Annotated in this window: 21 protein-coding genes; 11 read left to right on the top strand and 10 right to left on the bottom strand. The window is 64.6% G+C overall.

The window, feature by feature from the left end:
- Positions 1-162: 162 nt before the first annotated feature.
- On the bottom strand, positions 163-837 hold the full coding sequence (locus tag U5822_RS07765) for a TetR/AcrR family transcriptional regulator (RefSeq protein ID WP_322855057.1): 675 nt from the start codon (positions 835-837) through the stop codon (positions 163-165).
- Positions 838-1017: 180 nt separating this feature from the next.
- Here U5822_RS07765 and U5822_RS07760 point away from each other — a divergent pair, with 180 nt between their 5' ends.
- From U5822_RS07760 to coaD, 4 genes are all read left to right on the top strand, one after another.
- Positions 1018-2463 (top strand): coniferyl aldehyde dehydrogenase, encoded by a 1446-nt coding sequence (locus U5822_RS07760; protein ID WP_322855056.1) that lies wholly within the window; start codon positions 1018-1020, stop codon positions 2461-2463.
- Between the two features lie 62 nt (positions 2464-2525).
- Positions 2526-3164: a hypothetical protein gene (locus U5822_RS07755; protein ID WP_322855055.1), complete on the top strand. Its 639-nt coding sequence runs from the start codon at positions 2526-2528 to the stop codon at positions 3162-3164.
- A gap of 25 nt (positions 3165-3189) precedes the next feature.
- The gene (locus U5822_RS07750) at positions 3190-4782 is read left to right on the top strand and encodes a GMC family oxidoreductase (RefSeq protein WP_322855054.1); all 1593 of its coding nucleotides are present in this window, start codon (positions 3190-3192) and stop codon (positions 4780-4782) included.
- 66 nt (positions 4783-4848) lie between these two features.
- Positions 4849-5331: a pantetheine-phosphate adenylyltransferase gene (gene coaD, locus U5822_RS07745; RefSeq protein WP_322855053.1), complete on the top strand. Its 483-nt coding sequence runs from the start codon at positions 4849-4851 to the stop codon at positions 5329-5331.
- 50 nt (positions 5332-5381) lie between these two features.
- Here coaD and U5822_RS07740 read toward each other — a convergent pair whose 3' ends face one another.
- The 5 genes from U5822_RS07740 to U5822_RS07720 all read right to left on the bottom strand — a co-directional run bounded on the left by U5822_RS07740 (position 5382) and on the right by U5822_RS07720 (position 11436).
- Positions 5382-6671 (bottom strand): DUF945 family protein, encoded by a 1290-nt coding sequence (locus tag U5822_RS07740; protein WP_322855052.1) that lies wholly within the window; start codon positions 6669-6671, stop codon positions 5382-5384.
- A 14-nt stretch (positions 6672-6685) separates the two neighbouring features.
- Positions 6686-8827 (bottom strand): polyphosphate kinase 1, encoded by a 2142-nt coding sequence (ppk1, locus tag U5822_RS07735; RefSeq protein WP_322855051.1) that lies wholly within the window; start codon positions 8825-8827, stop codon positions 6686-6688.
- A 67-nt stretch (positions 8828-8894) separates the two neighbouring features.
- Entirely contained in the window at positions 8895-9911 is a 1017-nt protein-coding gene (hemB, locus tag U5822_RS07730) for a porphobilinogen synthase (protein ID WP_322855050.1), read from the bottom strand.
- 130 nt (positions 9912-10041) lie between these two features.
- A complete protein-coding gene (locus tag U5822_RS07725) occupies positions 10042-11061 on the bottom strand; it encodes a lipase secretion chaperone (RefSeq protein WP_322855049.1) in 1020 nt (339 codons plus the stop codon).
- A gap of 153 nt (positions 11062-11214) precedes the next feature.
- Positions 11215-11436 carry a hypothetical protein gene (locus tag U5822_RS07720; RefSeq protein WP_322855048.1) on the bottom strand — a complete coding sequence of 74 codons (222 nt, stop codon included), beginning with the start codon at positions 11434-11436 and terminating at the stop codon, positions 11215-11217.
- 275 nt (positions 11437-11711) lie between these two features.
- Between U5822_RS07720 and U5822_RS07715 the strand changes: the two genes are divergently transcribed.
- From U5822_RS07715 to panP, 4 genes are all read left to right on the top strand, one after another.
- Positions 11712-12344, top strand: coding sequence for a TetR/AcrR family transcriptional regulator (locus U5822_RS07715; protein WP_322855047.1), 633 nt, complete (start codon positions 11712-11714; stop codon positions 12342-12344).
- 2 nt (positions 12345-12346) lie between these two features.
- Positions 12347-14047: an isovaleryl-CoA dehydrogenase gene (locus U5822_RS07710; RefSeq protein WP_322855046.1), complete on the top strand. Its 1701-nt coding sequence runs from the start codon at positions 12347-12349 to the stop codon at positions 14045-14047.
- Between the two features lie 152 nt (positions 14048-14199).
- Positions 14200-14538: a DUF503 domain-containing protein gene (locus U5822_RS07705; RefSeq protein WP_322855045.1), complete on the top strand. Its 339-nt coding sequence runs from the start codon at positions 14200-14202 to the stop codon at positions 14536-14538.
- Positions 14539-14726: 188 nt separating this feature from the next.
- Entirely contained in the window at positions 14727-16403 is a 1677-nt protein-coding gene (gene panP / locus U5822_RS07700) for a pyridoxal-dependent aspartate 1-decarboxylase PanP (protein ID WP_322855044.1), read from the top strand.
- 210 nt (positions 16404-16613) lie between these two features.
- On the opposite strand, the gene U5822_RS07695 is transcribed toward panP, so the two are convergent.
- Both U5822_RS07695 and U5822_RS07690 read right to left on the bottom strand, forming a co-directional pair.
- Complete coding sequence (locus tag U5822_RS07695) at positions 16614-16880, bottom strand: hypothetical protein (protein WP_322855043.1); 267 nt, start codon at positions 16878-16880, stop codon at positions 16614-16616.
- A gap of 101 nt (positions 16881-16981) precedes the next feature.
- Positions 16982-18541: an inorganic phosphate transporter gene (locus U5822_RS07690; protein ID WP_322855042.1), complete on the bottom strand. Its 1560-nt coding sequence runs from the start codon at positions 18539-18541 to the stop codon at positions 16982-16984.
- A 203-nt stretch (positions 18542-18744) separates the two neighbouring features.
- On the opposite strand from U5822_RS07690, the gene U5822_RS07685 reads away from it, so the two are divergent.
- From U5822_RS07685 to U5822_RS07675, 3 genes are all read left to right on the top strand, one after another.
- A complete protein-coding gene (locus U5822_RS07685) occupies positions 18745-19839 on the top strand; it encodes a GGDEF domain-containing protein (protein ID WP_322855041.1) in 1095 nt (364 codons plus the stop codon).
- A gap of 76 nt (positions 19840-19915) precedes the next feature.
- On the top strand, positions 19916-20362 hold the full coding sequence (locus tag U5822_RS07680; RefSeq protein WP_322855040.1) for a flavodoxin: 447 nt from the start codon (positions 19916-19918) through the stop codon (positions 20360-20362).
- 150 nt (positions 20363-20512) lie between these two features.
- Positions 20513-23017 carry an EAL domain-containing protein gene (locus U5822_RS07675; RefSeq protein ID WP_322855039.1) on the top strand — a complete coding sequence of 835 codons (2505 nt, stop codon included), beginning with the start codon at positions 20513-20515 and terminating at the stop codon, positions 23015-23017.
- 8 nt (positions 23018-23025) lie between these two features.
- On the opposite strand, the gene U5822_RS07670 is transcribed toward U5822_RS07675, so the two are convergent.
- Together U5822_RS07670 and U5822_RS07665 are read right to left on the bottom strand one after the other, a co-directional pair.
- Complete coding sequence (locus tag U5822_RS07670) at positions 23026-23880, bottom strand: acyl-CoA thioesterase (RefSeq protein WP_322855038.1); 855 nt, start codon at positions 23878-23880, stop codon at positions 23026-23028.
- Positions 23881-23951: 71 nt separating this feature from the next.
- Positions 23952-25106, bottom strand: coding sequence for an NAD(P)/FAD-dependent oxidoreductase (locus U5822_RS07665; protein ID WP_322855037.1), 1155 nt, complete (start codon positions 25104-25106; stop codon positions 23952-23954).
- Between the last annotated feature and the right edge of the window lie 17 nt (positions 25107-25123).

Below are 25123 nucleotides of genomic sequence, written 5' to 3'. Positions count from 1 at the left end.
ACCGGTGAAACGTCAGGGTTTGCGACGTGCTAAAACCTGAGAACTAACTCAGGAGACGCAAGAAATGTCCGGATTTCCTACGTCACCGGTTATGACGACCGGGCTCGGCAAAAGTTCCCGATTCGATCATTTTTTAACCAATTCTTTCGGTCGATACCTACCTCAGACCGGTTCGCTCGCCCTCGACGGCTCGGCCAACGCCGGCCGGTAGCTCTCGCGCAAGGCCATGACCCGCTCCCGATAGGCCGGCGTCAGGTACGGAATCTCCAGGGTCAGGACCTGATAGATGCCCTGCTTCAGCTCGTTCAGGGTCAGTTTGGCGTAGGTTTCCTCGGCGTGGGCGGTTTTCAGGAACGCCATCCAGTTGGTGATCACCAGCCAGACGTTCAGGGACATCGCGGTCCTCAGGCTCTCCGACTGCGGCTCGATGATGCCCGCCTCCGCCAGCTTCTCGAAAATGCGGCTGATGGCGGCCAGGCACCGCTGGGTGAACTCCCGGTAGTCCCGCCGCAGCCGGGCATCGCTGTCGAGCAGGTACTCCAGGTCCCGGTGGAAGAACCGGTAGCTCCACAGACCATCGAACACCGACTCCAGGTAGAAGGTCATGTCGTCGAGGGTCATGGCCCGGTCTTCCGGAATGTTCAGGTAGAAGTCCACCAGCTTCTCGTACTCCAGGAAGATCTCGTAGATGATGTCCGACTTGTTGCGGAAGTGGTAATAGAGATTCCCGGGCGAGATCGCCAGGTGGGCCGCAATGTGATTGGTGGTGACGTTGCGTTCGCCCCGTTCGTTGAACAGCTCCAGGCTGGAGAGCAGTATTTTGTCTCTGGTTTTCATAAACGTGCCGGCGGTTGTTGTTTTCAGGGACGGGATGGCCCGATCGGCCATCGCCCCTCGCTTGACTCACTAGAGTATATACTCTAATAATACTCGCAAGTGCAAATTGCACACTTTTTCGCCACCTACAAAACAGTCGACTGCGCCCCCACGAGGCCGCAGCGTATTGGGGAGAACAGCATGGGTGCCACTGTCGTCCAGCTCACTGAAAGCAAGAAGCAGATCCAGCACACGCATCGGGTGTTCGAGGCCCAGAAGCAGGCCTTCCGCAACAACGCCATGCCCTCGCAGACCGAGCGCCAGGAGAACCTCAAACGCCTGAAACGCGCACTGCTGAACAACCAGGATCGCCTGCTGGACGCCATCGACCGGGACTTCAGCTGTCGCTCCCGGGACGAATCCCTGATTGCCGAGGTCATGCCCTCGATCCAGGGCATCAACTACACCCTCAAGCACCTGGGTGACTGGATGAAGCCGTCCAAGCGCCACGTGTCGGTGCTGTTCCAGCCCGCCAGCAACAAGGTGCATTACCAGCCCAAGGGCGTGGTCGGGGTCATCGTGCCCTGGAATTACCCGCTGTACCTGGCCGTTGGCCCGCTGGTGGCGTCACTGGCCGCGGGCAACCGGACCATGGTCAAGATGTCCGAGTTTACCCCGCACACCTCGGCCCTGTTCAAGGAAATCATCGAGGCGGCCTTCCCCGAGGACCTGGTCTCGGTGATCACCGGTGAAGCCGATGTGGCGGCAGATTTCTCCGCCCGGCCGTTTGACCACCTGCTGTTCACCGGCTCCACCTCGGTGGGCAAGCTGGTGATGCGGGCCGCGGCCGAAAACCTGACCCCGGTTACCCTGGAGCTGGGCGGCAAATCACCGGCCATCGTCTCCCCGGATGTGCCCATGGAAGACGCGGCCCAGCGCATTGCCTTCGGCAAGGCGTTCAACGCCGGCCAGACCTGCGTCGCACCGGACTACGTGCTGTGCCCGGCGGACCGGGTCCAGGCCTTCGTTGACGAGTTCCGCACCCGGTTCTCGGAAATGTACCCGAGCCTGCGGGACAACGACGACTACACCGCGATCATCAACGAGCGCCAGTACGACCGCCTCCAGGGCTACCTGGAAGACGCCCGCAACAAGGGCGCCGAGATCCTCGAGATCAATCCGGCCCGGGAAAACCTCGGCGACGGCACCCGCAAGATCCCGCTGACCCTGATCCTGAACACCACCCCGGACATGCAGGTCATGCAGGACGAGATCTTCGGCCCGCTGTTGCCGGTGGTCAGCTACCACAACCTGGACGAGGCGCTGCACTACATCAACGACCGCCCGCGGCCGCTGGCCCTGTACTTCTTCGGTTACGACAAGGCCCAGCAGCAACAGGTGGTGAACAACACCCTGTCCGGTGGCATGTGCATCAACGACGCCCTGATGCACGTGGCCCAGGACGACCTGCCGTTCGGCGGCATCGGCGATTCCGGCATGGGTCACTACCACGGCAAGGAAGGCTTCCTGACCTTCTCCCACCACCGCGCCATCTTTACCAAGCAGAAGTTCAACAGCGGCAAGTTCGTGTACGCACCGCACGGCACCGCCGCGCACAAGATGGTGTACAAGTTCTTCATCCGCTGACCGCCCTGACGGGGGCCTGCAGGCCCCCGATCGCTCCACGAACAAGAACAAGAGAAGGTTCCATGACCGAGCAGTTCGATGCCCGAGCCACCGAGGACGAGGTCGCTCGCCTCGATCGTCGACGTTTCCTGAAGACCGGCGCCGCCGGCGCCCTGCTGCTGGGCACGGTCAGCCTGTCCGCCGGCCTCAGTGGCTGCGCCACGACCCCGGCGGGCCAGCTCAGCGCCGTGGATACCCGGATGGACGCCAGTTACCGGTTCCGGTTCCTGACCCGGGACGACATCCAGCTGTTCGAGGCCCTGCTGCCAGCCATCGTCGGCCCGGCCCTGACCGAGCAGCCCCAGGCCCGGCGCCAGGCCATCGCCACCACCATCGAGCGCATTGACGCCGGCATCGCCCAGTTTGGTCCGGCCAACCAGCGCGAGCTGCGCCGACTGTTCGACCTGCTCAATTTCGGCGTCACCCGGGTTACCGTGGCCCGGGTCTGGTCCAGCTGGCCCAAGGTGACCACCGCCGAAGCCGACGCCTTCCTGCAACGCTGGCGCACCAGTGGCATCGGCCTGTTCAACAACGGCTACATTGCCCTGACCAAGATCAGCAACGTCGCGTTTTTCGGCGCGCCGGAACACTGGCACCTGTCCGGTTACCCGGGCCCGCCCAACTGGGCCATGGCCGCCCTGCCCCAATTCAAGACCGCCTGACCCACGCCGACGAACGGAGCCAACCATGTCGTTAACCGATCGCATTGCCCAGGGCCTGGCCGCCGGCTGGGACGTGACCGACAGTGCCACCCTGACCGACAACCAGACCCACGAGGCCGACGTGGTGGTCATCGGCACCGGGGCCGGCGGCGGCACCACCGCCGAAATCCTGGCCCGGCAGGGCCTGTCGGTGATCCTGGTGGAGGAAGGCCGGCTGTACCACCAGAAAGATTTCAAGATGGACGAGCTGTCGGCCTACGCCAGCCTGTACCAGGAGGGCATGAGCCGAGTCACCCGGGACGGCGCCATCGCCATCCTCCAGGGCCGCTGCGTCGGCGGCTCCACCACCGTGAACTGGACCTCAAGCTTCCGCACGCCCGACGCCACCCTGTCGCACTGGGCCCAGCGTTTTGGCCTCGACGACCTGACGCCGGAGGCCATGGCGCCCTGGTTTGACGGTCGCGAACAACATCACAACATCTCGCCCTGGCACCTGGACCCCAACGTCAACAACGACATCCTGCGCCAGGGCTGCGAGCAACTGGGTTATTCCTGGGCCGTTATTCCGCGCAACGTCAAAGGCTGCTGGAATCTGGGGTACTGCGGGGTCGGGTGCCCGACCAACGCCAAGCAGGGCGCGCTGATGACCACCATCCCCGGCGCCCTCGACCACCAGGCCCGGCTGTTCCACGGCCTGCGCGCCGACCGCCTGGTGCGCAACCAGGACCGCATCGATCGCCTGGAAGCCAGCGCCATGGGCGCCGATGGCGTCACGCCATCGGGGGTGACCGTCACCCTCAAGGCCCGACACTTTGTCGTGGCCGCCAGCGCCATTGGTTCGCCCGGCCTGCTGCTGCGCTCGGACCTGCCCGACCCCTACGACCGCCTGGGCAAGCGCTCGTTCCTGCATCCGGTCAACGCCACCCTGGCCCAGATGCCCGAGCGGGTGGACCCGTTCTACGGCGCGCCCCAGTCAATCTATTCCGACGAGTTCAATTTCCGGGACGGAGTCGATGGTCCGGCCGGGTTCAAGCTGGAGGTGCCGCCCCTGCACCCGGCGGTGTCGTCCGGGGTCGTTCCCGGCCACGGTCAGGACCAGATCGACGCCATGGCCGGCCTGCCCTGGACCCAGTCCATGATTGCCCTGGTCCGGGACGGCTTCCACCCGGACAGCCCGGGCGGCACCGTGTCGCTGCGGGACGATGGCAGCCCGGTGCTGGACTACCCGATCTCCGACTACCTGTGGACCGGCCTGCGCAAGGCCTTCCGCACCATGGCCGAGATCCAGTTTGCCGCCGGCGCCAAGCGGGTTCGCCTGGTCCATCTGGATTCGGACTGGTACACCAGCTGGGCCGAGGCCAGCGCGGCCATCGACACCCTGGCCATGGCGCCGCACCGGGTTCGGTTGTTCACCGCGCACCAGATGGGTGGCTGCGGCATGGGCGCAGATCCGCGGGAATCGGTGGTGAACGGCTTCGGCGAGCACCATCAGGTCAGTAACCTGAGCGTGCACGACGCCTCGATCTTCCCCACCAGCATCGGCGCCAACCCGCAGCTGTCGGTGTACGCCCTGGCAGCGCGCAACAGCACCCGGTTGGCCAGCAAACTGGCGGGCTAACCGGCGGCCGTTTTGGGATACCCGGCAAGCTGGTATCCTAGGCGCGTGCGAACAGAGGAGCCGTGCATGCCAAAAGTCATCTATCCGGGTACCTTTGACCCGATCACCAATGGCCACACCGACCTGATCGAGCGGGCCGGCCGCATGTTTGACGAGATTGTCGTGGCCGTTGCCTACAACCCGAAGAAGCAACCGCTGCTGAACCTGGAGGAGCGCTGCGAGCTGGTGCGCCAGGCCACCGCCCACCTGCCCAACGTCAGCGTGACCGGATTCAGCAACCTGCTCGCCGACTTTGTTCGCGACCAGGGCGCCACCGTCATCCTGCGCGGTCTGCGCGCAGTGTCCGATTTCGAGTACGAATTCCAGCTGGCGGACATGAACCGGCGCCTGGCCCCGGAGGTGGAAAGCGTCTTTCTCACCCCGGCCAACCATCTGTCCTACATTTCCTCGACCCTGATCCGGGAAATTGCCTCCCTCGGTGGCGACGTCTCGGAGTTTGTCGACCCCGCGGTCGAGGCCGCCCTGCAGCAGAAATTCAAACCGGCCTGAGCCACCGGCCGACCTAAAAAAAGCCCCGTTCGGGGCTTTTTTGTCTGGCGTTACAGCAGCGGCGGCAATGGAATCTCCATGCCGTTTACGTCCACCATCAAGTCCTCCATTACCGCATTCATCACCAACCGGTCGCCGTCGCGGATCAGCAGACCCTGCTTGACCATGGGCGCCAGCTGCATGCGCACCTCCGGGTAGTTTTCGGCCAGTGCCAGCGGCAGGCTCAGATTCAGGTTGCCGGTCAGCCGCTGCATCACCATCAGCATGCCGGCCTTGTCCTGGGCACTGAGCTCGGGATGGCGGATTTCCGCGCTGCCGGTCACCGCGCCTTCCGGCGTGGCCAGGCTGAGCTCCGGGAAGCCGACCGAGAAACCGGCCGCCGCCAGCTCCCGCAACGCGGTATTGACCTGCTCCATGGCCGCCATCTGCTGGCCCGGACTGGGCCGGCCGGCACCGTCTGCCTGCAACGCCAGCGCCTGCAGATCGGTCATGCCGCGGGTCAAGGCGCTCCAGCTGGCAACGTCGAGGTTCTCGAGGGCAAACTCGATGCGGTGCGGACCGTAGCCCTGGTCGGCCCGGACAATTTCCTCCAGCTCGAGCCGGACGCTGGAATCCAGGCGACGCCCCTCGTCCCGGGCCTCGGAACTGCTGGCCAGGGTAAAGTCCCGCAAGGTCATGGGCGCGTCGGTGGCCGAGCGAATCTCCACCGAGCCGACTTCCAGCTCACCGCCGCCGGTCCAGATCTCGCCCGACAGGTGCTCAAGGTCCTGTTCCATGTGGATGTCGGCAATGCGGATGTCCACCTCGGGGCCGGACAGGCTCACCGCCGGCCAGACCATCAACGCCTTGGCCCGGGAGCCGGCGTCGCTGATATCGACTCGAGCCAGTCCGCCACTGGTGCTCAGGGACTCCCCGGTCGCGGCGTTGGTGACATTGACCGTAGGCGCTTCCAGCTCAACCGTGGCCGAGCCCCACAGGCGCGTCTCCAGGGTCAGCCGGGGCTGCTCCCCGGGAAACCAGTCGGCGCCCTCAGGCGACCAGCCACCCACCGGTTCGAATTCCAGCAGACTGCCGGTCACCCCGTGGGTGACGCTGGCGCGATAGTCCAGCTGGTGGGAGCGACCGGTTTCCGGGTGCTTCAGCACCAGCGAGCCGCTCAGATCCGAGCCCAGCAGCCCGCGACGGTACTGGCCGGTTTCCATGCGCACAAACGACTGGGACCGGTTCACTTCCGCCGTGGCCTGCTGCCACTGCTGTTCGGTCACGTAGCCCACCAGCCAGGGCATGGCACCGGCCACCGCCAGCACCGCGGCGCCGGCAATCATCCATTTCTTTTGCACGCCATTTCTCCGTGTCAGGGTTTGCCGGTCAGACGCTCAAGCAGCACCAGCTGGGACGCCAGCCGTTCCTCGCCCTCGGCGGGCTGGTTCTGGATGTAGCTGCCATCGGGCTGCAACACCCAGCTCTGGCAGTTGTCGGCCAGGTAGGTGTCCAGATCCTCACGCACCCGCGCCACCAATTGCGCATCCTCGATTGGGAACGCGGTCTCCACCCGGCTGAGCAGGTTGCGTTCCATGCCATCGGCGCTGGAGCAGTAGACGTCCGGCCGCCGGTTGTTGCCAAAGTAATAGACCCGGGTGTGTTCCAGGAACCGGCCGATGATCGAGCGGACCCGGATGTTGTCGGACAGCCCGGGCACTTCCGGGCGCAGGCAGCAGATGCCGCGAATGATCAGGTCGATTTTCACCCCGGCCTGGGACGCCCGGTACAGCGCCTTGATCATCTGCGGTTCGGTCAGGGCATTGAACTTGAAGATGATCCGGCCCTTGTCGCCAAACCCGGCCTCGCGGTCGATCAGGCTGAGCAGACGTGAATGCAGGGTAAAGGGCGAATGGAACAGCTTCTTGATCTTCAGGGCCTTGCCCATGCCGGTGAGCTGCTGGAACAGCTTGTTGACGTCATCGCCGATCGACTCGTCGCAGGTCATGAAGCTGTAGTCGGTGTACAGGCGGGCGTTGCCGGCGTGATAGTTGCCGGTGCCGAGATGGACGTAGCGGCGGAGCCGACCCTCCTCGCGGCGCACAATCAGGATCATCTTGGCGTGGGTCTTGTAGCCCACCACGCCGTAGACCACGATCACCCCCGCTTCCTGCAGGCGACTGGCCAGCTCCAGGTTCTCCGCCTCGCTGAACCGGGCCCGCAGCTCGATCACCGCGGTCACTTCCTTGCCGCGCCGGGCGGCGTCGGCCAGCGCCTCGACGATTTCCGAATCGGCGCCGGTGCGGTACAGGGTCTGGCGAATGGCCAGCACCTGCGGATCCTTGGCGGCCTGTCGCAACAGGTCCACCACCGGGCTGAAGTTCTCGTAGGGGTGCAGCAGCAGGATCGGCTGCTTGCGGATGCTGTCGAACATCGAGTCCTTGCTGCGGATCTGCTTGGGAATCGCCGGCGAAAACCCGGAATAGGTCAGGTCCGGCCGGTCGACCAGGCTGCCGACGGCCATCAGCCGGGTCAGGTTGACCGGGCCGTGCACCCGGTACAGGTCACGTTCGGTCAGACCAAACTCGGTGAGCAGGAACTGGGACAGCTCCTCCGGACAGTTGTCGGCGACCTCGAGCCGGACGCCGTCGCCGAAGCGCCGGCTGAGCAGTTCGCCGCGCAGGGCCGAGGCCAGATCTTCCAGATCGTCCTCCAGCTCCAGGTCGGCGTTGCGGGTCAGCCGGAACTGGTAGCAGCCCTTGACCTCCATGCCCGGAAACAGCTCGTCGGCGTGGGCGTGGATCATGGACGACAGGAACACCAGATTGTCGCCACCCTCGCAGACGTCGTCGGGCAGGCGCACCAGCCGCGGCAGGGACCGGGGCGCCGGCACAATGGCCATGCCGGTCTCGCGGCCGAAGGCGTCCTTGCCATCGAGCTCGACAATGAAGTTCAGGCTCTTGTTGACCAGGCGCGGAAACGGGTGGGACGGATCCAGGCCAATGGGGCTGACCACCGGCAGGATTTCCTCCTCGAAATAGGTGCGCACCCACTCGGCCTGGGCCGGGGTCCATTCCCGGCGCCGCACGAAGTGGATGTTCTCCCGCTCCATCTCCGGAATCAGCACGTTATTGAGGATGTCGTACTGCTCGTGGATGTATTCGTGGGCAACCCGGCTGATCTCGGCCAGGGCCTGTTCCGGCAGCATGCCGTCGACACCCACGGTCTCGCGGCCGTACTTCATTTGCTGACGCAGGCCGGCGGCGCGGATCTCGAAGAATTCGTCCATGTTGCTGCTGAAAATGCAGCAGAAGATCAGGCGGTTGATCAGCGGGTGGGTGGTGTCCAGGGCCTGCTTGAGCACCCGGTAATTGAACTGCAGCTGGCTCACTTCCCGATTGAAGAAGTTCTCGCTGGCCTCCAGGTTCACACTCTCACCCGCCGGAGGCATCTCCAGCGGGGCGGGTACGCTCTGCTCCGGGTCTGCCTTGGGTTTCTTGGCCGTTTCCGTTGTCATAATCCGTCAATTCCAATCGGGTGCCGGCCCGGTGGTCACCGGGCCGCACATGGGTTCGTCCGTTGATTCAGCGCCTGGCGGCTCGCATCAGTCGCGCCGCCCGCACCGCAAAATAGGTCAGGATGCCGTCGGCCCCGGCCCGGCGCATGGCCATCAGGCTCTCCATCATGACCGCATCGCCGTCCAGCCAACCGTTCTCGGCCGCGGCCATGTGCATGGCGTACTCGCCGCTGACCTGATACACGAAAGTCGGCACCTGCAACTCCTGCTTTACCCGGTGCACGATGTCCAGATACGGCATGCCGGGTTTGATCATCACCATATCGGCACCCTCGGCCAGGTCCATGGCGACCTCGTGCAGCGCCTCGTCCGCGTTGGCCGGGTCCATCTGGTAGGTCGACTTGTTGCCCTTGCCCAGGTTGCCGGCCGAGCCGACCGCATCCCGGAACGGACCGTAGTAGCTGGACGCATACTTGGCAGAATAGGCCAGAATCCGGGTATTCACATGACCGGCCGCCTCCAGCGCGTCGCGGATGGCCGCAATCCGGCCGTCCATCATGTCCGACGGTGCCACCACGTCGGCGCCGGCATCGGCGTGGGACAGGGCCTGATTCACCAGCGCCTCCACCGTCACGTCGTTCAGCACATAGCCGTCGTGGTCGACGATGCCGTCCTGGCCATGGGTGGTGAACGGGTCCAGCGCTACGTCGGTGATCACCCCGAGTTCCGGATACGCCTGTTTCAGGGCCCTGACCGCCCGCTGGGCCAGACCGTCCGAATCCCAGGCTCCGGAGCCGGACAGATTCTTCTGCTCGGCGGCCACCACCGGGAACAGCGCCACCGCCGGAATCCCCAGGTCCACCAGTTCGGCCGCCTGCTCCACCAGCAGATCGATGCTCAGTCGCTCCACCCCCGGCATCGATGGCACCTCCTCGCGCTGGCCATTACCCTCGAGCACAAACACCGGGTAGATCAGATTGTCCGGGCTCAGTTGAGTCTCCCGCACCAGACGCCGGGAAAAATCGCTGGCGCGATTGCGACGCAGACGGGTGGCAGGAAAAACGCGGGGAGTCGGGTTGGGCACGGGGACCTCCTAGTTGGCGTGACCGGACGGATGGCAGCACCGCAGTGGTGCTCTGGGCTCCATCATACACGGCCAGGGCCATCGGGTGCAGACTGCCGCAACAGGTTAGGGATGGGCTGTGACAGCGGGGTTACCGGATCGAATCCAGGGCCTGGACCCGGACCTGTTCGCGCTCGTCAAAATGCCGGCTCCGCAGCGAGGCCATGGCCGCAGCCAGCTCCGGCCCGACCAGGCCGCCGCCCAGCAGGGCCTGGCGCTCCCGGGAATAGGCCTGCCAGCGCCGGTCCCAGTCCTCCTGCTCCTGGGCCAGTGCGTCCAGGCGCTGGGCCGCCTCGGCGCCAAAGGCCTGCTGCCGCCAGGCATTCAACGCCTGCGGATCGTTCGCCAGGTCCTGGCGGGCACGTTCGTATTCGGCGAAGCGGCGGGTGTCCTGGCGGGCCTGACGCAACGGCTCCGGCAGCGCCGACTCGGCCCGGTCCAGGGCCTGCTGACGCTCGGTCTCGGTCAGGTCATCGGCGCGGGCAATGCGCAGTTTTTCCAGCTGGAACCGGTCGATGACTTCATCCTCGGCAAAAAACGCCTCGGCGGTGGCGCTGTCCAACCAGGTGCGGCGCAGGGCCTGGATCTCTGCCATCCGGCGCTGCAGCTCTTCAGGCTCAAGCGCCTCGGTCACCCCATAACCCGCTTCCAGGTCCGACACCGCCAGCTTGTAATCCAGATAGGCGCCGAGGGTTGCCAGGGCCTGGGTCTGGGCCGGCTCCGGCAGGGTCGCCAGGGTCTGCCGAATCCTGGCCACCAACTGCGGCAAGGACTCCTCACCCAAGGCCGACAGGTAGTATTCGAACAGCTGGCGCAGGGCCGGGGTCGGGATCAGGGCACCGGTCGAATCCAGCTGCGCCCAGCCGGTGGGGACCGAGGTACCGACCAGCGACGCCGGCGGATGCTCGGGCACGGGGTGGTTGTCCGGCGCCCTCACCAGCTGCGATGGTGCCTCGGTGTCGGCTTGGGGCTGGACCGGAACCGGCGTCGGTGCCGCCGCTGTGACGGTGGTCCGCTTTTCATCGACGGAATCGGCCGTCAGCCAGCCGACGGCACCGACAGCTGCTATGATCAGCGGCGCAAAAACAAGGAGACGGGTTGGTACTGACATGGACGGGTGCGGCCTCTGGGTCCCGGCGACTAACACGTCCGGGCCAGGGCCCGGACAATTCGGCGTGGCTCGAGGATAGACCAAGGCAGCGGGCGCTGCCGAGAACGGTGTCAAAATCAGGACGGGCAATCACCCGCCCTGCTCGGACCCGGATTACAGGGACCGGTTATTGAACCCGACGTCCACTTTGCGAGGCGCGTCAGACCGGAAAAAGGTGTCGATTTCCTGGATCTTTCCGCCCTGGTTCAAAAACGCTTCAATGTCGGCCTGCAGTTGTGCGCGCACCCGTGCACGGCCGGCAATGGAATGACTGTCGTCGCTGTCACCGCTCCAGCTGGAGGAGGGTTCCAGGTTGCTTTCGTCGAAATCACTCATGATGGCTTCTCCATCAACGAAAACAGGGGATCGAGTGCCGGCACGCCCCAGTGGGCAACTACACTCAGTCTCAACGAAGCACCGGCTTTGGCGTCGTCTTGGCGTCTTTATAATCCGGTTTTCGTGACTGCGCTATTTCCAGGCAACGCCTTTTTTGTAATTTTTTGTAACCAAAAATATGACACTGATTTAAAAGGATAAAATGGATTTATCCTGAGCGAACCGCAAATTGACACAAAGAATGAATAATGATTCACTGCTTGTAGGGAGCCGGCATGGCTTATCGCGAAACTGAAAAAATGCGCCAACGCAAAGCCGAAGCGCGCCAACGGATCATCGACTGCACTTACGAGTGCGTGGCCGACGGCGGCTTCCGCAGTGCCCGTATTACCCGCATCGCCGACCTGGCGGGCGTGGCGACCGGCACCATATACCGGCACTTCGAGTCCCGGGAAGACCTGTTCGCCGGGGTCTTCCGACTGGCAACCCAGCGCGAGGTGGACAAGGTGGCCGAGGCCCTCGGCACCGACGGTGACGCCGCCATGCGTCTGGAGAAGGCACTGCGCCAGTTCGCCCGACGCGCCCTGCGGGGCCCGGTGATGGCCTGGTCTCTGATCGCCGAGCCGGTGGACCCGAAGGTGGAAGAGGAGCGACTGAAATACCGCAAGGCTTACGCCAGCCTGTTCGAAACCGCCATCCGGGAAGGCATCAAGGAGGGATGCATTCCGGATCAGGACGCCCGCCAGAGCAGCACCTGCCTGGTCGGCGCCATCTCGGAGAGCCTCGTCGGCCCGCTGTCGCCCAGCCAGGTCGAGGAAACCACCGAGAACACAACCGACAACAACGATCCGTTGGTCGACGCCATCATTCGCTTTTGCATGCAGGGGTTGACCGGCACCAGGAGATAGCCATGAACGCACGGCAGCCTAATCCGGACTCCCCGGCCCGCAGCGACCACGACCGCTACCTGGCCAACACCCACGAGGTCATCAACCAGCCCCCCGCCCTGCAGGATTACAACCTGTTCGACCAGGACCTGGCCCTGCAGGAGGCCGCCCGCCGGGAAGGCGCCGCCGGGTCGACGCAGACCCTGCGCGAGTTCGGTGCCCTGGCCGGCGCCGCCGACACCATTGACCTGGGCTTCCGCGCCAATCAGCACAAGCCGGTGTTCAACAGCCACGACCGGTTTGGCCACCGCATCGATGAGGTGGACTTCCACCCCGCCTACCATCAGCTGATGACCATCGCCATGGAACACGGCCTGCACAGCAGCCCCTGGACCCACCCCGGCCAGGGCGCCCAAGTGGCCCGCGCCGCCAAGTACTACATGCATTCCCAGGTCGAGGCCGCCCACGGCTGCCCGATCACCATGACCTTCGCCGCCATCCCATCCATCCGCAACCAGCCGGACCTGGCCCGGGACTGGGAACAGCGCATCCTGGCCAACAGCTACGACCCGCGCAACGTACCGGACGGCCAGAAGGCCTCGGTCACCATCGGCATGGCCATGACCGAGAAACAGGGCGGCAGCGACGTGCGCGCCAACACCACCCGGGCCTACCCGGTGGGCACCGAGGGCCCCGGCCAGGCCTATGAGTTGGTGGGCCATAAATGGTTCGTCTCGGCGCCCATGTGCGACGCTTTCCTGGTGCTGGCCCAGTCCCGAGGCGGCCTGTCCTGCTTCCTGATGCCGCGCTGGCGCCCGGACGGCAGCAAGAACCCCTGGCAGATCCAGCGCCTGAAGAACAAGATGGGCAACGTCGCCAACGCCTCCAGCGAGGCCGAACTGCGCGGCGCCCTGGCCTGGATGGTGGGCGACGAAGGCCGGGGCGTACCGACCATCATCGACATGGTGGCCATGACCCGCTTCGACTGCATGATCGGCAGCGCCGCCGGCATGCGTCAGGCGGTGGCCCAGGCCAGCCACCACTGCCGCCACCGCAGCGCCTTCGGCGCCCGCCTGAGCGAGCAGCCGCTGATGCAGAACGTACTGGCCGACCTGGCCCTGGAAAGCGAAGCGGCGCTGGCGTACACCATGCGCATCGCCCGCGCCCTCGACAATCAGGACCAGGACCACGAACGCCTGCTGACCCGCCTGGCCACCCCGGTGGGCAAATACTGGATCTGCAAACGCACCCCCAACCACGCCTACGAGGCCATGGAATGCATCGGTGGCAGCGGCGTGATGGAAGACTGCATCATGCCCCGGCTGTTTCGGGAGTCCCCGGTCAACGCCATCTGGGAAGGCAGCGGCAACGTCCAGTGCCTGGACACCTTGCGGGCGTTACAAAAAGAACCGGAGACCCTCGATGTATTCTTCAAAGAGGCAGCCGAAGCTCGCGGCGCCGACCGCCGCTTCGACCAGTTCCTGACCCAATTGCAGCAGGATTTCGGCGACACCGGCGACATCCAGTATCGGGCCCGCAACCTGGTGGATCGCATGGCCCTGGCCATGCAGGCGTCGTTGCTGCTGCGCCACTCCGACCCGGCCGTGGCCGACGCCTTCTGCGCCTCGCGCCTGCAATCCAACGGCGGCCTGAACTACGGCAACCTGCCCTCGGGCATCGACGCCGCCGCCATTATCAAACGGGCGACGCCTGTAGTAGGCTAGTGACTTTTCACACCTTCCGAGACGTCTGATCGCGGGGGTGGGGCGGCGTTGCTGAAACTGTGCGGAGCCAGGGATGGCGGAGCCAAGCGTACAGGGACGTAGTCACAGCGTGTTTCAGCAACGCCGCCCCGCGCCCGCAGGCAAGGTTTAAAATGTCTGAAGCCTTACGAAAGCTCCTGAAACAGCCCAGCAGCCAACCGGTCATCACCCCACACGTGGGCGTGCTGACCCTGCACTTCCAGCTCTACGGCTGCGACGATCTGAAAGCCAAGCGCAAGGTCTTCACCGCCCTGCGCGCGGTCTGGGGCAAAGAGCCGGATCTGGCGGTGGCGGAAACCGCCGATCAGGACGCCCTGGACTGCGCCACCTGGACCATTGCCGCCCTCGGCACCTCCTCCCAGCAGATCACCCAACGCCTCGACCAGGTGGAAAAAGCCATTGAAGATCGGGTCGATGCCGCCATACTGGACATACACCGGGAGATTCTCTGACCGGAGCGGGGTGGAATGAGGCCTTGTAGCGTAACGTCTCATCACCCCGTATACTACGATCCCTCAGGGAGACCCGACCGTTTGCCGCGTGCAAGCGGCCAGTCATCAACGCCGGAATGACACGCCGGCCCCATCCGCCTGGCATCTGGAATTGCCCCGCGGATGACCACTGATCGCGTGTGCTACCTATGACCGGAAAGAAGAAATCCGCCCAGGCCTCCGTCGAGGCCATGTATCGCGTGTTCACGGTGCCGGAGGCGCCGGAGTCCACGCTCAGCCGGATCGACCAGAACATCTCCAACAATCTTGCGGGCTTCCTGCAGGAGCACATCGTTGCGGTCGAACGGGATCTGTCCGACGTCGAGAAAGACTTTTCCGACTACGCCATCCCGGAGAAACCCGTGTTCGTGTCCGAGCAGGCCCAGTTCCTGCTCGACAAACTGGTCGCCAACTCCGTTCATACCGCATCGCCTGCGTTCATCGGGCACATGACCTCGGCACTGCCCTACTTCATGCTGCCGCTGTCGAAGATCATGATTGCCCTGAACCAGAACCTGGTCAAAACTGAGACCTCCAAGGCGTTCACGCCCATGGAGCGCCAAGTCCTGGGCATGATTCACCGCCTGGTGTACGAGGAAGACGGGGCCTTCTACCGCAAGTGGATGCACGACCCCCGGTACGCCCTGGGCGCCATGTGCTCCGGCGGCACCGTCGCCAACCTGACCGCGCTCTGGGTTGCCCGCAACCGCGCCTTTCCGGCCGAGGGCAACTTCCGCGGCCTGCACCAGGAAGGCCTGTTCCGGGCACTGAAGTACTACGGCTACGAGGGCGCCGCCATCGTGGTGTCCCGCCGCGGCCACTATTCCCTGCGCAAGGCCGCCGACGTGCTGGGCCTGGGCCGGGAGGCGCTGATCCCGGTCGACACCGACGACGAGAACCGCATCCAGACCGACGCCCTGCGGGACAAGTGCCTGGAACTGCAGCGTCAAAAGATTAAGGTGATGGCCATCTGTGGCGTCGCCGGCACCACCGAAACCGGCAACGTCGACCCACTCGACGCCATGGCCGACATCGCCCGGGAATTTGGCGCTCATTTCCACGTGGACGCCGCCTGGGGTGGTCCGACCCTGTTCTCGCGCACCTACAAGCACCTGCTGCGGGGCATCGAGAAAGCCGATTCGGTCACCTTCGACGCCCACAAACAGCTGTACGTGCCCATGGGGGTCGGCCTGGTGGTATTCCGGGATCCGAGTCTGGCCAGCGCGGTCGAGCACCACGCCCAGTACATCATCCGTAAAGGCTCCCGGGACCTGGGCAGCACCACGCTCGAGGGCTCGCGTCCGGGCATGTCGATGCTGATCCATTCCGGCCTGAAAATCCTGGCCCGGGAAGGTTACGAGATCCTGATCGACCAGGGCATCGAGAAGGCTCAGACCTTCGCCGACCTGATCGACGCCGAGCCAGACTTCGAACTGGTGACCCGGCCGGAGCTGAACATCCTGACCTACCGCTACTGCCCGGAGAACGTCCAGAAGGCCCTCGCCCTGGCCGACTCCCTGCAAGCGGAAAAGCTGAACACCTGCCTGAACCGCATCACCAAGTTCATCCAGAAGACCCAGCGCGAGCGGGGCAAGGCCTTTGTCTCGCGGACCCGGTTGGAACCGGCGCGCTACTACCACTTCCCGTGCATCGTGTTCCGGGTGGTGCTGGCCAACCCGCTGACCACGCCCGAAATCCTGAGCGACATTCTGATCGAGCAGCGGGAGCTGTCGGGTGAGGAGGGCATTGAAGACGAGATGCGGATTCTGCACCAGATGGCCGATGCCGTTTTGAAACAGAACGAACTGAGCGCGCGACAAGCCTGAGAACGTTGTCTGAACACGCATTAACTCCGACGGAGTCGGTCAGGGCGCGTGTCAAGAATTGTGCGGAGCAACGGATGGCGCCCTCGGGCAGGTCAGATGCCGAGCCCAAACACGCTGTGGATACTTCCCTGTACGCTCGGCTCCGCCATCCCTGGCTCCGCACGGTTTGGGCTCGGCATCTGCCCTCCCCGCGCTGAGGTACCTTCAGTTTTAGTAAAGCGCCTCTTCGTCATCCAGCACGTCGTGGATGATGTCCAGGAACATCTTGTCCGCCTCACTCCAGTTCTCCGGAATCCGGATGTTGGTGTTGGCGCTGATCTCCCGCGCGATGATCTCTTTGGCGTTCGGCTCATTCCGATACTTGCGGGCGATTTCCATGGATTTGACCGCGATGGTCGGCTCGCTCAGCACCTTCTTGATGAACACCCGCAGCTCATCAATCATCTTGGCCTGACGACTTTCATTGGACGAACTCATACTTCACTCCACGGATAATTGGCTCTGACGGGGCGGCCCAGGCCGCCCCTCTCTTTCCGCATAGTATGACCAAACTGGTCAGCGGCAACCAGCCCGTTCGGTCAGATCAGCAGGCCGCGCAGGGTGAAGAACAGCAGGGCCGCCATGATGGCCGAGGCCGGCACGGTGATGATCCAGGCCGCGGCGATCTTCATCAGGTGCGAGCGCTTGACCATCTCTTCCCGATAGAGCTTCTTCAGCCGCTTGCGCTCGGACTTCGACAGCGGCACCTGTTTTTTCTTCTTGGCCTGCTTCAGCAGGTCCTCCATCTCCTCCACCGAGGCATTGCGGAAATCGTCCAGGAACGGCTTGAGCCGGGCCTGCTCCTCGGCGTCGTGGTGCTCCATGATCTTGTGCAGCTGGGTGGCGTAGTTGGACTTCAGGTACTCACGCAGGAAGCCGACACCAAACACGCCGCCGATGGCGATGTGGGTCGAGCTCACCGGCAGCCCCAGCTGGGACGCCAGGATCACCGTCAGGGCCGCCGACAGGGCAACGCAGAAGGCGCGGGTCTTGTCGAGCTCGGTGATTTCGCTGCCCACGGTCTTGATCAGGCGCGGCCCGAACAGCATCAAGCCGACGGCCAGGCCCAGGGCGCCGACCATCATGACCCACAGGGGAATGCTGGCGGCGGTGACCACACCGCCCGAACTCAGGGCGTCGTTGATGGCCGCCAGCGGACCAATGGCGTTGGCCACGTCGTTGGCGCCATGGGCGAAGCTCAGCAACGCGGCGGCAAAGATCAGCGGCCAGGTGAACAGGGTGCTGACACCGACCGCGCTGTTCTCCATGGTCGCCGCCCGGCGCTTGACCAGCGCGCGCACCGCGGCGTAGGCCACGGCTGCCGCCACCAGGCCGACCAGGGAAGCGGTCAGGAAGTCGACCTTCACGACTTTCTTCACGCCCTTGATCATCAGGTAGGTGCCGAAGGCCCAGGCCATGATGGCCACCAGCATCGGGACGAAGGTGCGCGCGGCCGGAATCACGTCCTTGCGGTAGAGCACGGTTTTTTTGACCAAAAACAGGAACAATGCCGCCAGGGCGCCACCCAGGACCGGCGAGATCACCCAACTGGCGGCAATCTTGCTCATCACCGCCCAGTCGGCGATGCCCCAGCCACCGGCGGCAATACCGGCGCCGAGCACGCCGCCGACGATGGAATGGGTGGTGGACACCGGGGCGCCCATCCAGGTCGCCAGGTTCAGCCACAGGGCGCCGGCCAGCAGCGCGGCGGTCATCAGCCAGACAAAGGCCTGGGCACTGTCCAGATTGGACGGATCGATGATCCCACCCTTGATGGTGGACACCACGTCGCCGCCGGCAATCAGCGCCCCGGCCGATTCGAAGATGGCGGCAATGATCACCGCCGCACCCAGGGACAGGGCGCCGGAACCGACGGCCGGGCCGACGTTGTTGGCCACGTCGTTGGCGCCGATGTTGATGGCCATGTAGCCACCAATCACCGCCGCCGCCATCAGCAGCATGCTGTTGGGGGTGCCCTGGCTGAAGGCACCGACGGTCAGCCAAACGCCGAGCAGGAACAACAGGCTTAGCCCGATCCGGTAGCGTTCGGTGGAGGGGCTGGTGAGCAGGGTATCCAGGAGTCCGCTTGAACGGGCCATAACAGAAACAGTCTCGTGTGGTCTGGTGGAAAAAACGTCACTCGTTATGGGCGGCAACTATAGTTTTTTTGTCACGGAATTGAAACAAACAAGACAGAGCTCACTCAATTCACACTATGGGTCGCCGTAGGATGCATTTTCCCGGTGATTTGACTCATAATCCCCAAAAAAGCGTCAAAATTATAAGAACTGACAAGGCCGTCATGACTCAGCAGCCCTCTCCCAACCACCTGGCCGCCAGCGAGCGCGAAGACGCCCAGGTGGCGCGCCTGATCACCTGGCTTTCGGCCATGGCCATCGCGTTTCTGATCGGCATCGGCAGCAAGGCCTGGTTTGCCGGACATCCGGGCCATGCTTGGGTGCTGTGGGGCTTTGCCGCCGTGGTGATGGCGGAAATGGCCCATTACGCCTGCACCCGGAATCGCACGGTGCAGAAGGCCGGGCTGCTGCTGGTGGTGGGGTCCCTGTTTGCCTACCTGATCGTCTCGGGGGGCGAGAGCAACACCGGCCCCCTGTGGTTCTACGTATTCCCGCCTCTGCTGTTCTACCTGACCAGTCTGAAAACCGGCACCGCGGTGCTGCTGTTCTGTTACCTGATGGCGGTGATCGTGTTCCAGTTCCCGGCCCTGCCCTTCGTCACCGCCGAGTACAGCACCGACTTCAAGATCCGCTTCTTCGCCACCCTCAGTTTCGAGTCCATTCTCTGCTTCACCCTGGAGGCGAGCCGTCTCAAGGCCCGCAATGAGCTGGTGGCGCTGGCGGAAAGCCACGAACGGGCGGCCAAGACCGACGAACTGACCGGCCTGGCCAACCGTCGCGAGATGCACAACCGGCTGATGGCGGAATTCTCCCGCTACCAGCGCGCCGGGCACCACTTCTCCATTGCCCTGATCGACCTGGACCTGTTCAAGGGCATCAACGACCGCTTCGGCCACGACGCCGGCGATCAGGTGCTGCGGGAATTCGCCGCCACCGTGCAAACCATCATTCGCCAGACCGATGTCGCGGCCCGCTGGGGCGGCGAGGAATTCCTGCTGTTGCTGCCCGACACCTCGCTGTTGCAGGCCCTGACCCTGGCCGAACGCCTGCGCGCGGAGGTGGCCGCCATGCGCTTCCGGTTCCGGGGCGCCGACCTGCCGGTCACCATCAGCGCCGGGGTCTGCTCCATCGCCAAGGCCACCTCCATTGACGAACTGCTGAAGCAGGCCGACGTCCAGCTCTACAGCGCCAAGGCGTCTGGCCGCAACCGGATCGCCCCCCGGGTCCGGACCCAGAACGGCACCACCACCAGCGCTTGAGTGTCCCCGGCGCTGGGATTATGATCGGCCGCCAACCCACAATTCCATTGCCCAGTGGCAACTGACAGGAGCTCCCATGACCGCCATTCGCATTCTGGTGGGCAGCGTCTACGGTGGCGCGCTCATGACCGCCCGGGAAATCAAGAAGACCCTGGACGCCGAGGGCCATCAGGTTTCGGTGCTGGAAAATCCCGCCCTGACCGACATCACCGACAACGACGACGCGCTGCTGGTGTGCACCTCCACCACCGGCCAGGGCGAAGTCCCGGCCAACCTGCTGCCGTTCTACGCCGACCTGCGCGATCAATTGCCGCAACAGCCCGGCCGGCCGTTTGGCGTGATTGTGCTGGGCGACAGTTCCTACGGTGACACCTTCTGCGGCGCCGGCGAGCTGCTCGAGGAGGCGTTGTACGAGACCGCGGCCCGGAAAATCGGCGACACCCTGCGCATCGACGCCCTGGAAACCACCGAACCGGAAGCCGAAGCCCTGCCCTGGGTTCGGGACTGGATCCAGAAATTGTGAGTCCTGGTCGGTAAAACGGGGCATTCGCCGCCAATGAGGCTTGAGCCGCCGCCCGCGAGCGGCCATACTCGGAGCCATAACAAGACCTACATGCGGCATGTCGTGATTCACAATTTCTTGCCCCGAACACTCCCAGCATTTCTGTTGTTGTTGGCGTTCGCTCAGCTCTGCTGGGCGACCGAAGGCTATGTCAGTCCGCAGGCCCGCTACCTGACCGTACCGGCGGACGACCCGGTCAGTCCCGAGCAGTTGCTGGCCTCGAACGACTGGCAGAGCCTGGAAGGCGAGAGCCCCAATTTCGGCTACATCCAGGAGCGCCTGTGGCTCCGGTTTCCGGTGCCCGAGCAGACCGACCTGAACCTGCTCGAAATCGCCTATTCGCACCTGAACCAGATCCGCTTCCATCTCGTGGAGAACGGCCAGGTCACCCACACCGTCACCACCGGGGACGATTTCCCGTTCCAGCAGCGGCCGATCCTGCACCGGCATTTCCTGTTCCCGTTCGAGCGCCAGCCCACCGCCGAGTACGAAATCCTGCTGGACGTGAGCACCACCGGCGCCATGCAGGTGCCCCTGGCGCTCTGGAACGACAAGTCCTTTTTCGAGAGCTCCTTCATCGAGGACCAGATTCACGCGGTCTACTACGGCATCCTGATTACCGCGATCTTCTTCAACCTGTTCGTGTTTGTCGCCCTGCGCGAGCGGGTCTATCTGCTGTACGTGCTGTCGACCCTGGGCTACCTGCTGTTGATCGGCACCCTGAACGGCATTACTTTCCAGGTGCTCTGGCCCACCAGCCCCGAGATCCAGAACCGGGCCATGCTGCTGAGCATTCCCACGGCGCTGATCTTCACCCTCTGGTTCTCCCAGGTCTTCCTCAACCTGGGCCGCAGCAGCGTCGCGCTCAATCGGGTGGTCCTCCTGGCCATCGCCCTCAATGCCCTGGCGGCGCTGGCCACCTTCGTGACCGACTACAGCATCGCCATTCGCCTGGTGGTGGCCCTGTCCATTCCCTGTAGCCTGCTGCTGACCCTGATCGGGCCCCAGCAGTGGTTGCGGGGCAACCGCCAGGCCGCCTACTACACCCTGGCCTGGGGCGCGCTCACCCTGGGCAGCGCCGTCACCGCCGCCAACAAGTACGGCCTGCTGCCCAACAATTTCGTCACCGTCTATGGCATGCAGATCGGTTCGGCCCTGCAGGCCGTGCTGCTGGCCATGGCCCTGGCGGTCCGGATCTTCCAGGAGCGCCAGGACAAGGTCGAGGCCCGGGAGGCGGAGCTGCGCGCCATGGCGGCCCGCCGCTCGGCCGAACTCAAGCTCATGGATCACGCCCTGCACAATCCGCTGACCGGCCTGCCCAACCGCAGCAGTTTCGAGATGATGCTGAACGACCTGATGATGCGCAGCCCGGAAAAACGCCTGGGCATCACCGTGATCCGGCTCAACAACCTGGATTCGGTCACCAAGACCCTGGGCCATCGCAACAGCGACCTGATTCTGGAGCGGGCCGCCAAGCACTACAACGCGGTGATCCGGGAGCTGCCCGGCGCCATTCCCGCCGAGCAGACCGATCAGCGCAGCTATTACCTGACCTCCCTCGACCCGCAGACCTTTGCCTTCGTGGTCGACGCCAGCATGGCCGAAGCCGCCGCCCGCTCAGTGGTCAAGGCCCTGGAGGACGTCCGCTTTCCGGTGGATTACCTGGGCATGCAGGTGCCGCTGGATGCCCGGCTCGGCGTGGCCGTGTTCCCGGACCATGGCACCGATGCCAACACCCTGATCCGCCGCGCCATTATCGCCGAGGGCTCGGATCGGGCGCGGGAGCGGGGCATGGCCTACTACAAGCCGTCCCGGGACTCGTTCAGCGCCGACCGCCTGACCATCGTCTCCGAATTGCGCCAGGCTTTGATCGACAACCGTCTGGCCCTGCATCTGCAACCCAAGGTGGCGCTGGCCAGCAACGAGGTGGTGGGGCTGGAGGCACTGATCCGCTGGCCGGAGAAACAGGACCAGCTGCGCCCGGACGAGATCGTCGACCTGGCCGAGCAGACCGGCCTGATCAAACCCCTGACCCGCTGGGTCCTGGAGCAGACCCTGGTGGTCCGCAGTCGGCTGCTGGATCATGGCTGGGCGCTGAACCTGTCGGTGAACATTTCCCCCAACAACCTGCGCGAGCCGGATTTTCCGCTCTACGTCCAGCGCCTGATGAGCAAGTTGCAGAAGCACCAGGGCACGATCACCTTCGAGGTCACCGAAACCTCGATGATGCAAGACCCGACCAATTCCCTGAGCGCGCTGCGCCTGCTCAACGACACCGGCATCCCGATTTCCATCGACGACTTCGGCTCCGGCTACTCGTCGCTGTCCTACATCAAGCAGTTGCCCGCCAGCGAGATCAAGATCGACCGGTCACTGATTTCCGACCTGGCGGCCCGGGCGGAGGATCGGGTGATCGTCCAGACCACCATCGATATGTGCCACAGCCTGGGCTACCGGGTCGTGGCGGAAGGGGTGGAAGACGACATCACGGCGGATCTGTTGCGGGACATGGGCTGCGACATGATTCAGGGCTACCTGCTGACCCCGCCGCTGCCGTTTGACGAGTTGCTGGGCTGGCTCAGCCAGGCTGGCAGCGAGCGCCAGCAGCTGGGCTGAGCCCCCCCTCAGCGCTGGCGGATCAGCGCTTCCTGGGTCGTGGAGGCGACCAGCACCCCCTGGCGATTGAAGAAATTACCACGATTGAAACCACGGCCGGCGCAGGCGCTGGGGCTGTCCTTGTCGTACAGCAGCCATTCGTCCATGCGGAAGTCCCGGTGGAACCAGATCGCGTGGTCCAAGCTCGCCACCTGCATGTTCTTGCTCATGAAGGTGACCCCGTGGGGGTTGAGCGAGGTGCCCAGGAAGTGAAAGTCAGAGGCGTAGGTCAGCAGGCAACGGTGCAGCACCGGGTCGTCCGGCAGCTGGCCCTGGGCGCGGAACCAGCTCTGCTTGTGGGGCGGGCGCACCTCCGGCTTCAGGGGATTGACCGGATTGACCGGGCGAATCTCGATGGGGCGGTCCCGCAGCAGCGAGGGCCGCATTTTCTCCGGCACCTGGGGCGCCAGCAGCTGGCCCCATTCCTGCTCGGATTTCAGGTCTTCAGGCGCCGGCGCCTTGGGCATGTCCAGCTGATGCTCGAAGCCCTGCTCCGCCACCTGGAAGGACATGGAGCCGGTCAGGATTTCCTTGCCGCCCTGGCGGGCGATGACCCGGCGCACGGAGAAGCTGCCACCGTCCCGAACCCGCTGGACCTCGTAGTCGATGGGCATGCTGTGGTTGCCCGGACGCAGGAAATAGGCGTGCAGGGAGTGACACAGGCGGCCCTCGACGGTCCGGCTCGCCGCCATCAGGGCCTGCCCGAGGACCTGGCCACCAAACACGTTGGGAAAGCCCAGGTCTTCGCTGTCGCCCTGGAAATGGTCATCGCCGATGGGGGCCAGATCCAGCAGATCCACCAGCTTCTTGGTCACCTCAAGCATGCCTGCTCCTGTCAATCGTTAGCACACGACTTAGTTTTCTACCCCAAGTGGCCGGATTTGGCAACGGCCCGTCAGTCGTGCAGGGGCGGCACTTCTTTCGCCAGCGCCTGTTTTTCCATGGCAAACCGGCCGGTCACGGCAAACCCGAGCACCTGCCCGTCCGGGGCCTGAAACAGGGCCTTGACGTCGGACCCGACCTGCTCCACCTGCCATTCACCCTCGGCATCGGCGGGCGGCGGGCAGACCGCGGTCGGGCAGCAGGGCGTCTTGATCATCACCGGCATGGTGCCGTAGCTCACTTCGGTACGCTCGCCGGCCAGGGTCTTGGCCAGGGCCCGGGCGCAGGCCATCAGGGGCAGCACGTAGAGCAGGACATGGCCGTCCACCTCGGCGCAATCGCCCAGGGCATAGACGTCGGGCACCGAGGTTTCCAGGGCGCGGTTGACGGTGATGCCCCGTCCGGTGGCAATGCCCGCCGCCTTGGCCAGCTCGATCCGGGGCCGCAGACCCACCGCCGAGATCACCAGGTCGGCCGCCAGGGTGTCGCCATTGGCCAGGGTCAGGGTCACGCCCTGATCGGCCTGATCGACCCGCTCGACCACCGTTTCCAGGTGGAAACGCACGCCCAGGTTCTGCAGTTCGCCCTGCACCGCGTCGGCGGCCGGGCGCGGCAGCAGACCGGGCATGACCGCGTCGGAGGGCGCGATCACATCGACCTCGTAGTCGCCGTTACGCAGGTCATTGGCAAATTCGCAGCCGATCAGGCCGGCCCCCATGATGGCCACCCGCTTGCCGCCGCCGAGGGCCTTGCGAAACGCGCGGTAGTCCATCAGGTCGTTGATCGAGAACACATGCTCCAGGCCATCACCGTCCAGGGACAGGCGAATCACGTCCGCGCCCCAGGCCAGCACCAGCTTGCTGTAAGCCAGCCGCTCGTCGCCCAGGATCAGTGCCTTGGCGGCCGGATCGATACCGGTCACGGTGGCGAAGGTGCGCAGCTGGATGTTGAGCTGCTCAGCCATGGTTTCGGTGGACGCTTGGGCCAGGCCATCGGCGTCCTTGCCCTTGGTGAAACCGGTGGAGAGCATGGGTTTGGAGTAGCTGACGCCGTCGTCGGCGGTGACCATGACGATCGGCGTGTCCTTGTCCAGCTTGCGCATTTCCCGCGCCAGCGAGTAGCCGGACAGTCCGGTGCCGACGATAACGATGGGGGCCTGTTCAGTCATATCTGTGCTCCGGAGGA

The organism is Marinobacter qingdaonensis, from assembly GCF_034555935.1.
GTDB classification, from domain to species: Bacteria; Pseudomonadota; Gammaproteobacteria; order Pseudomonadales; family Oleiphilaceae; genus Marinobacter; species Marinobacter qingdaonensis.
This window is presented reverse-complemented; position numbering and strand designations above follow the sequence as displayed.

Excerpts from the sequence above, each read along its gene's own strand:
- U5822_RS07765 (WP_322855057.1), bottom strand. The coding sequence starts at position 837 with ATGAAAACCAGAGACAAAATACTGCTCTCCAGCCTGGAGCTGTTCAAC.
- U5822_RS07760 (WP_322855056.1), top strand. The coding sequence starts at position 1,018 with ATGGGTGCCACTGTCGTCCAGCTCACTGAAAGCAAGAAGCAGATCCAG.
- U5822_RS07755 (WP_322855055.1), top strand. The coding sequence starts at position 2,526 with ATGACCGAGCAGTTCGATGCCCGAGCCACCGAGGACGAGGTCGCTCGC.
- U5822_RS07750 (WP_322855054.1), top strand. The coding sequence starts at position 3,190 with ATGTCGTTAACCGATCGCATTGCCCAGGGCCTGGCCGCCGGCTGGGAC.
- coaD (WP_322855053.1), top strand. The coding sequence starts at position 4,849 with ATGCCAAAAGTCATCTATCCGGGTACCTTTGACCCGATCACCAATGGC.
- ppk1 (WP_322855051.1), bottom strand. The coding sequence starts at position 8,827 with ATGACAACGGAAACGGCCAAGAAACCCAAGGCAGACCCGGAGCAGAGC.
- U5822_RS07725 (WP_322855049.1), bottom strand. The coding sequence starts at position 11,061 with ATGTCAGTACCAACCCGTCTCCTTGTTTTTGCGCCGCTGATCATAGCA.
- U5822_RS07720 (WP_322855048.1), bottom strand. The coding sequence starts at position 11,436 with ATGAGTGATTTCGACGAAAGCAACCTGGAACCCTCCTCCAGCTGGAGC.
- U5822_RS07715 (WP_322855047.1), top strand. The coding sequence starts at position 11,712 with ATGGCTTATCGCGAAACTGAAAAAATGCGCCAACGCAAAGCCGAAGCG.
- U5822_RS07710 (WP_322855046.1), top strand. The coding sequence starts at position 12,347 with ATGAACGCACGGCAGCCTAATCCGGACTCCCCGGCCCGCAGCGACCAC.
- U5822_RS07705 (WP_322855045.1), top strand. The coding sequence starts at position 14,200 with ATGTCTGAAGCCTTACGAAAGCTCCTGAAACAGCCCAGCAGCCAACCG.
- panP (WP_322855044.1), top strand. The coding sequence starts at position 14,727 with ATGACCGGAAAGAAGAAATCCGCCCAGGCCTCCGTCGAGGCCATGTAT.
- U5822_RS07695 (WP_322855043.1), bottom strand. The coding sequence starts at position 16,880 with ATGAGTTCGTCCAATGAAAGTCGTCAGGCCAAGATGATTGATGAGCTG.
- U5822_RS07690 (WP_322855042.1), bottom strand. The coding sequence starts at position 18,541 with ATGGCCCGTTCAAGCGGACTCCTGGATACCCTGCTCACCAGCCCCTCC.
- U5822_RS07685 (WP_322855041.1), top strand. The coding sequence starts at position 18,745 with ATGACTCAGCAGCCCTCTCCCAACCACCTGGCCGCCAGCGAGCGCGAA.
- U5822_RS07680 (WP_322855040.1), top strand. The coding sequence starts at position 19,916 with ATGACCGCCATTCGCATTCTGGTGGGCAGCGTCTACGGTGGCGCGCTC.
- U5822_RS07670 (WP_322855038.1), bottom strand. The coding sequence starts at position 23,880 with ATGCTTGAGGTGACCAAGAAGCTGGTGGATCTGCTGGATCTGGCCCCC.
- U5822_RS07665 (WP_322855037.1), bottom strand. The coding sequence starts at position 25,106 with ATGACTGAACAGGCCCCCATCGTTATCGTCGGCACCGGACTGTCCGGC.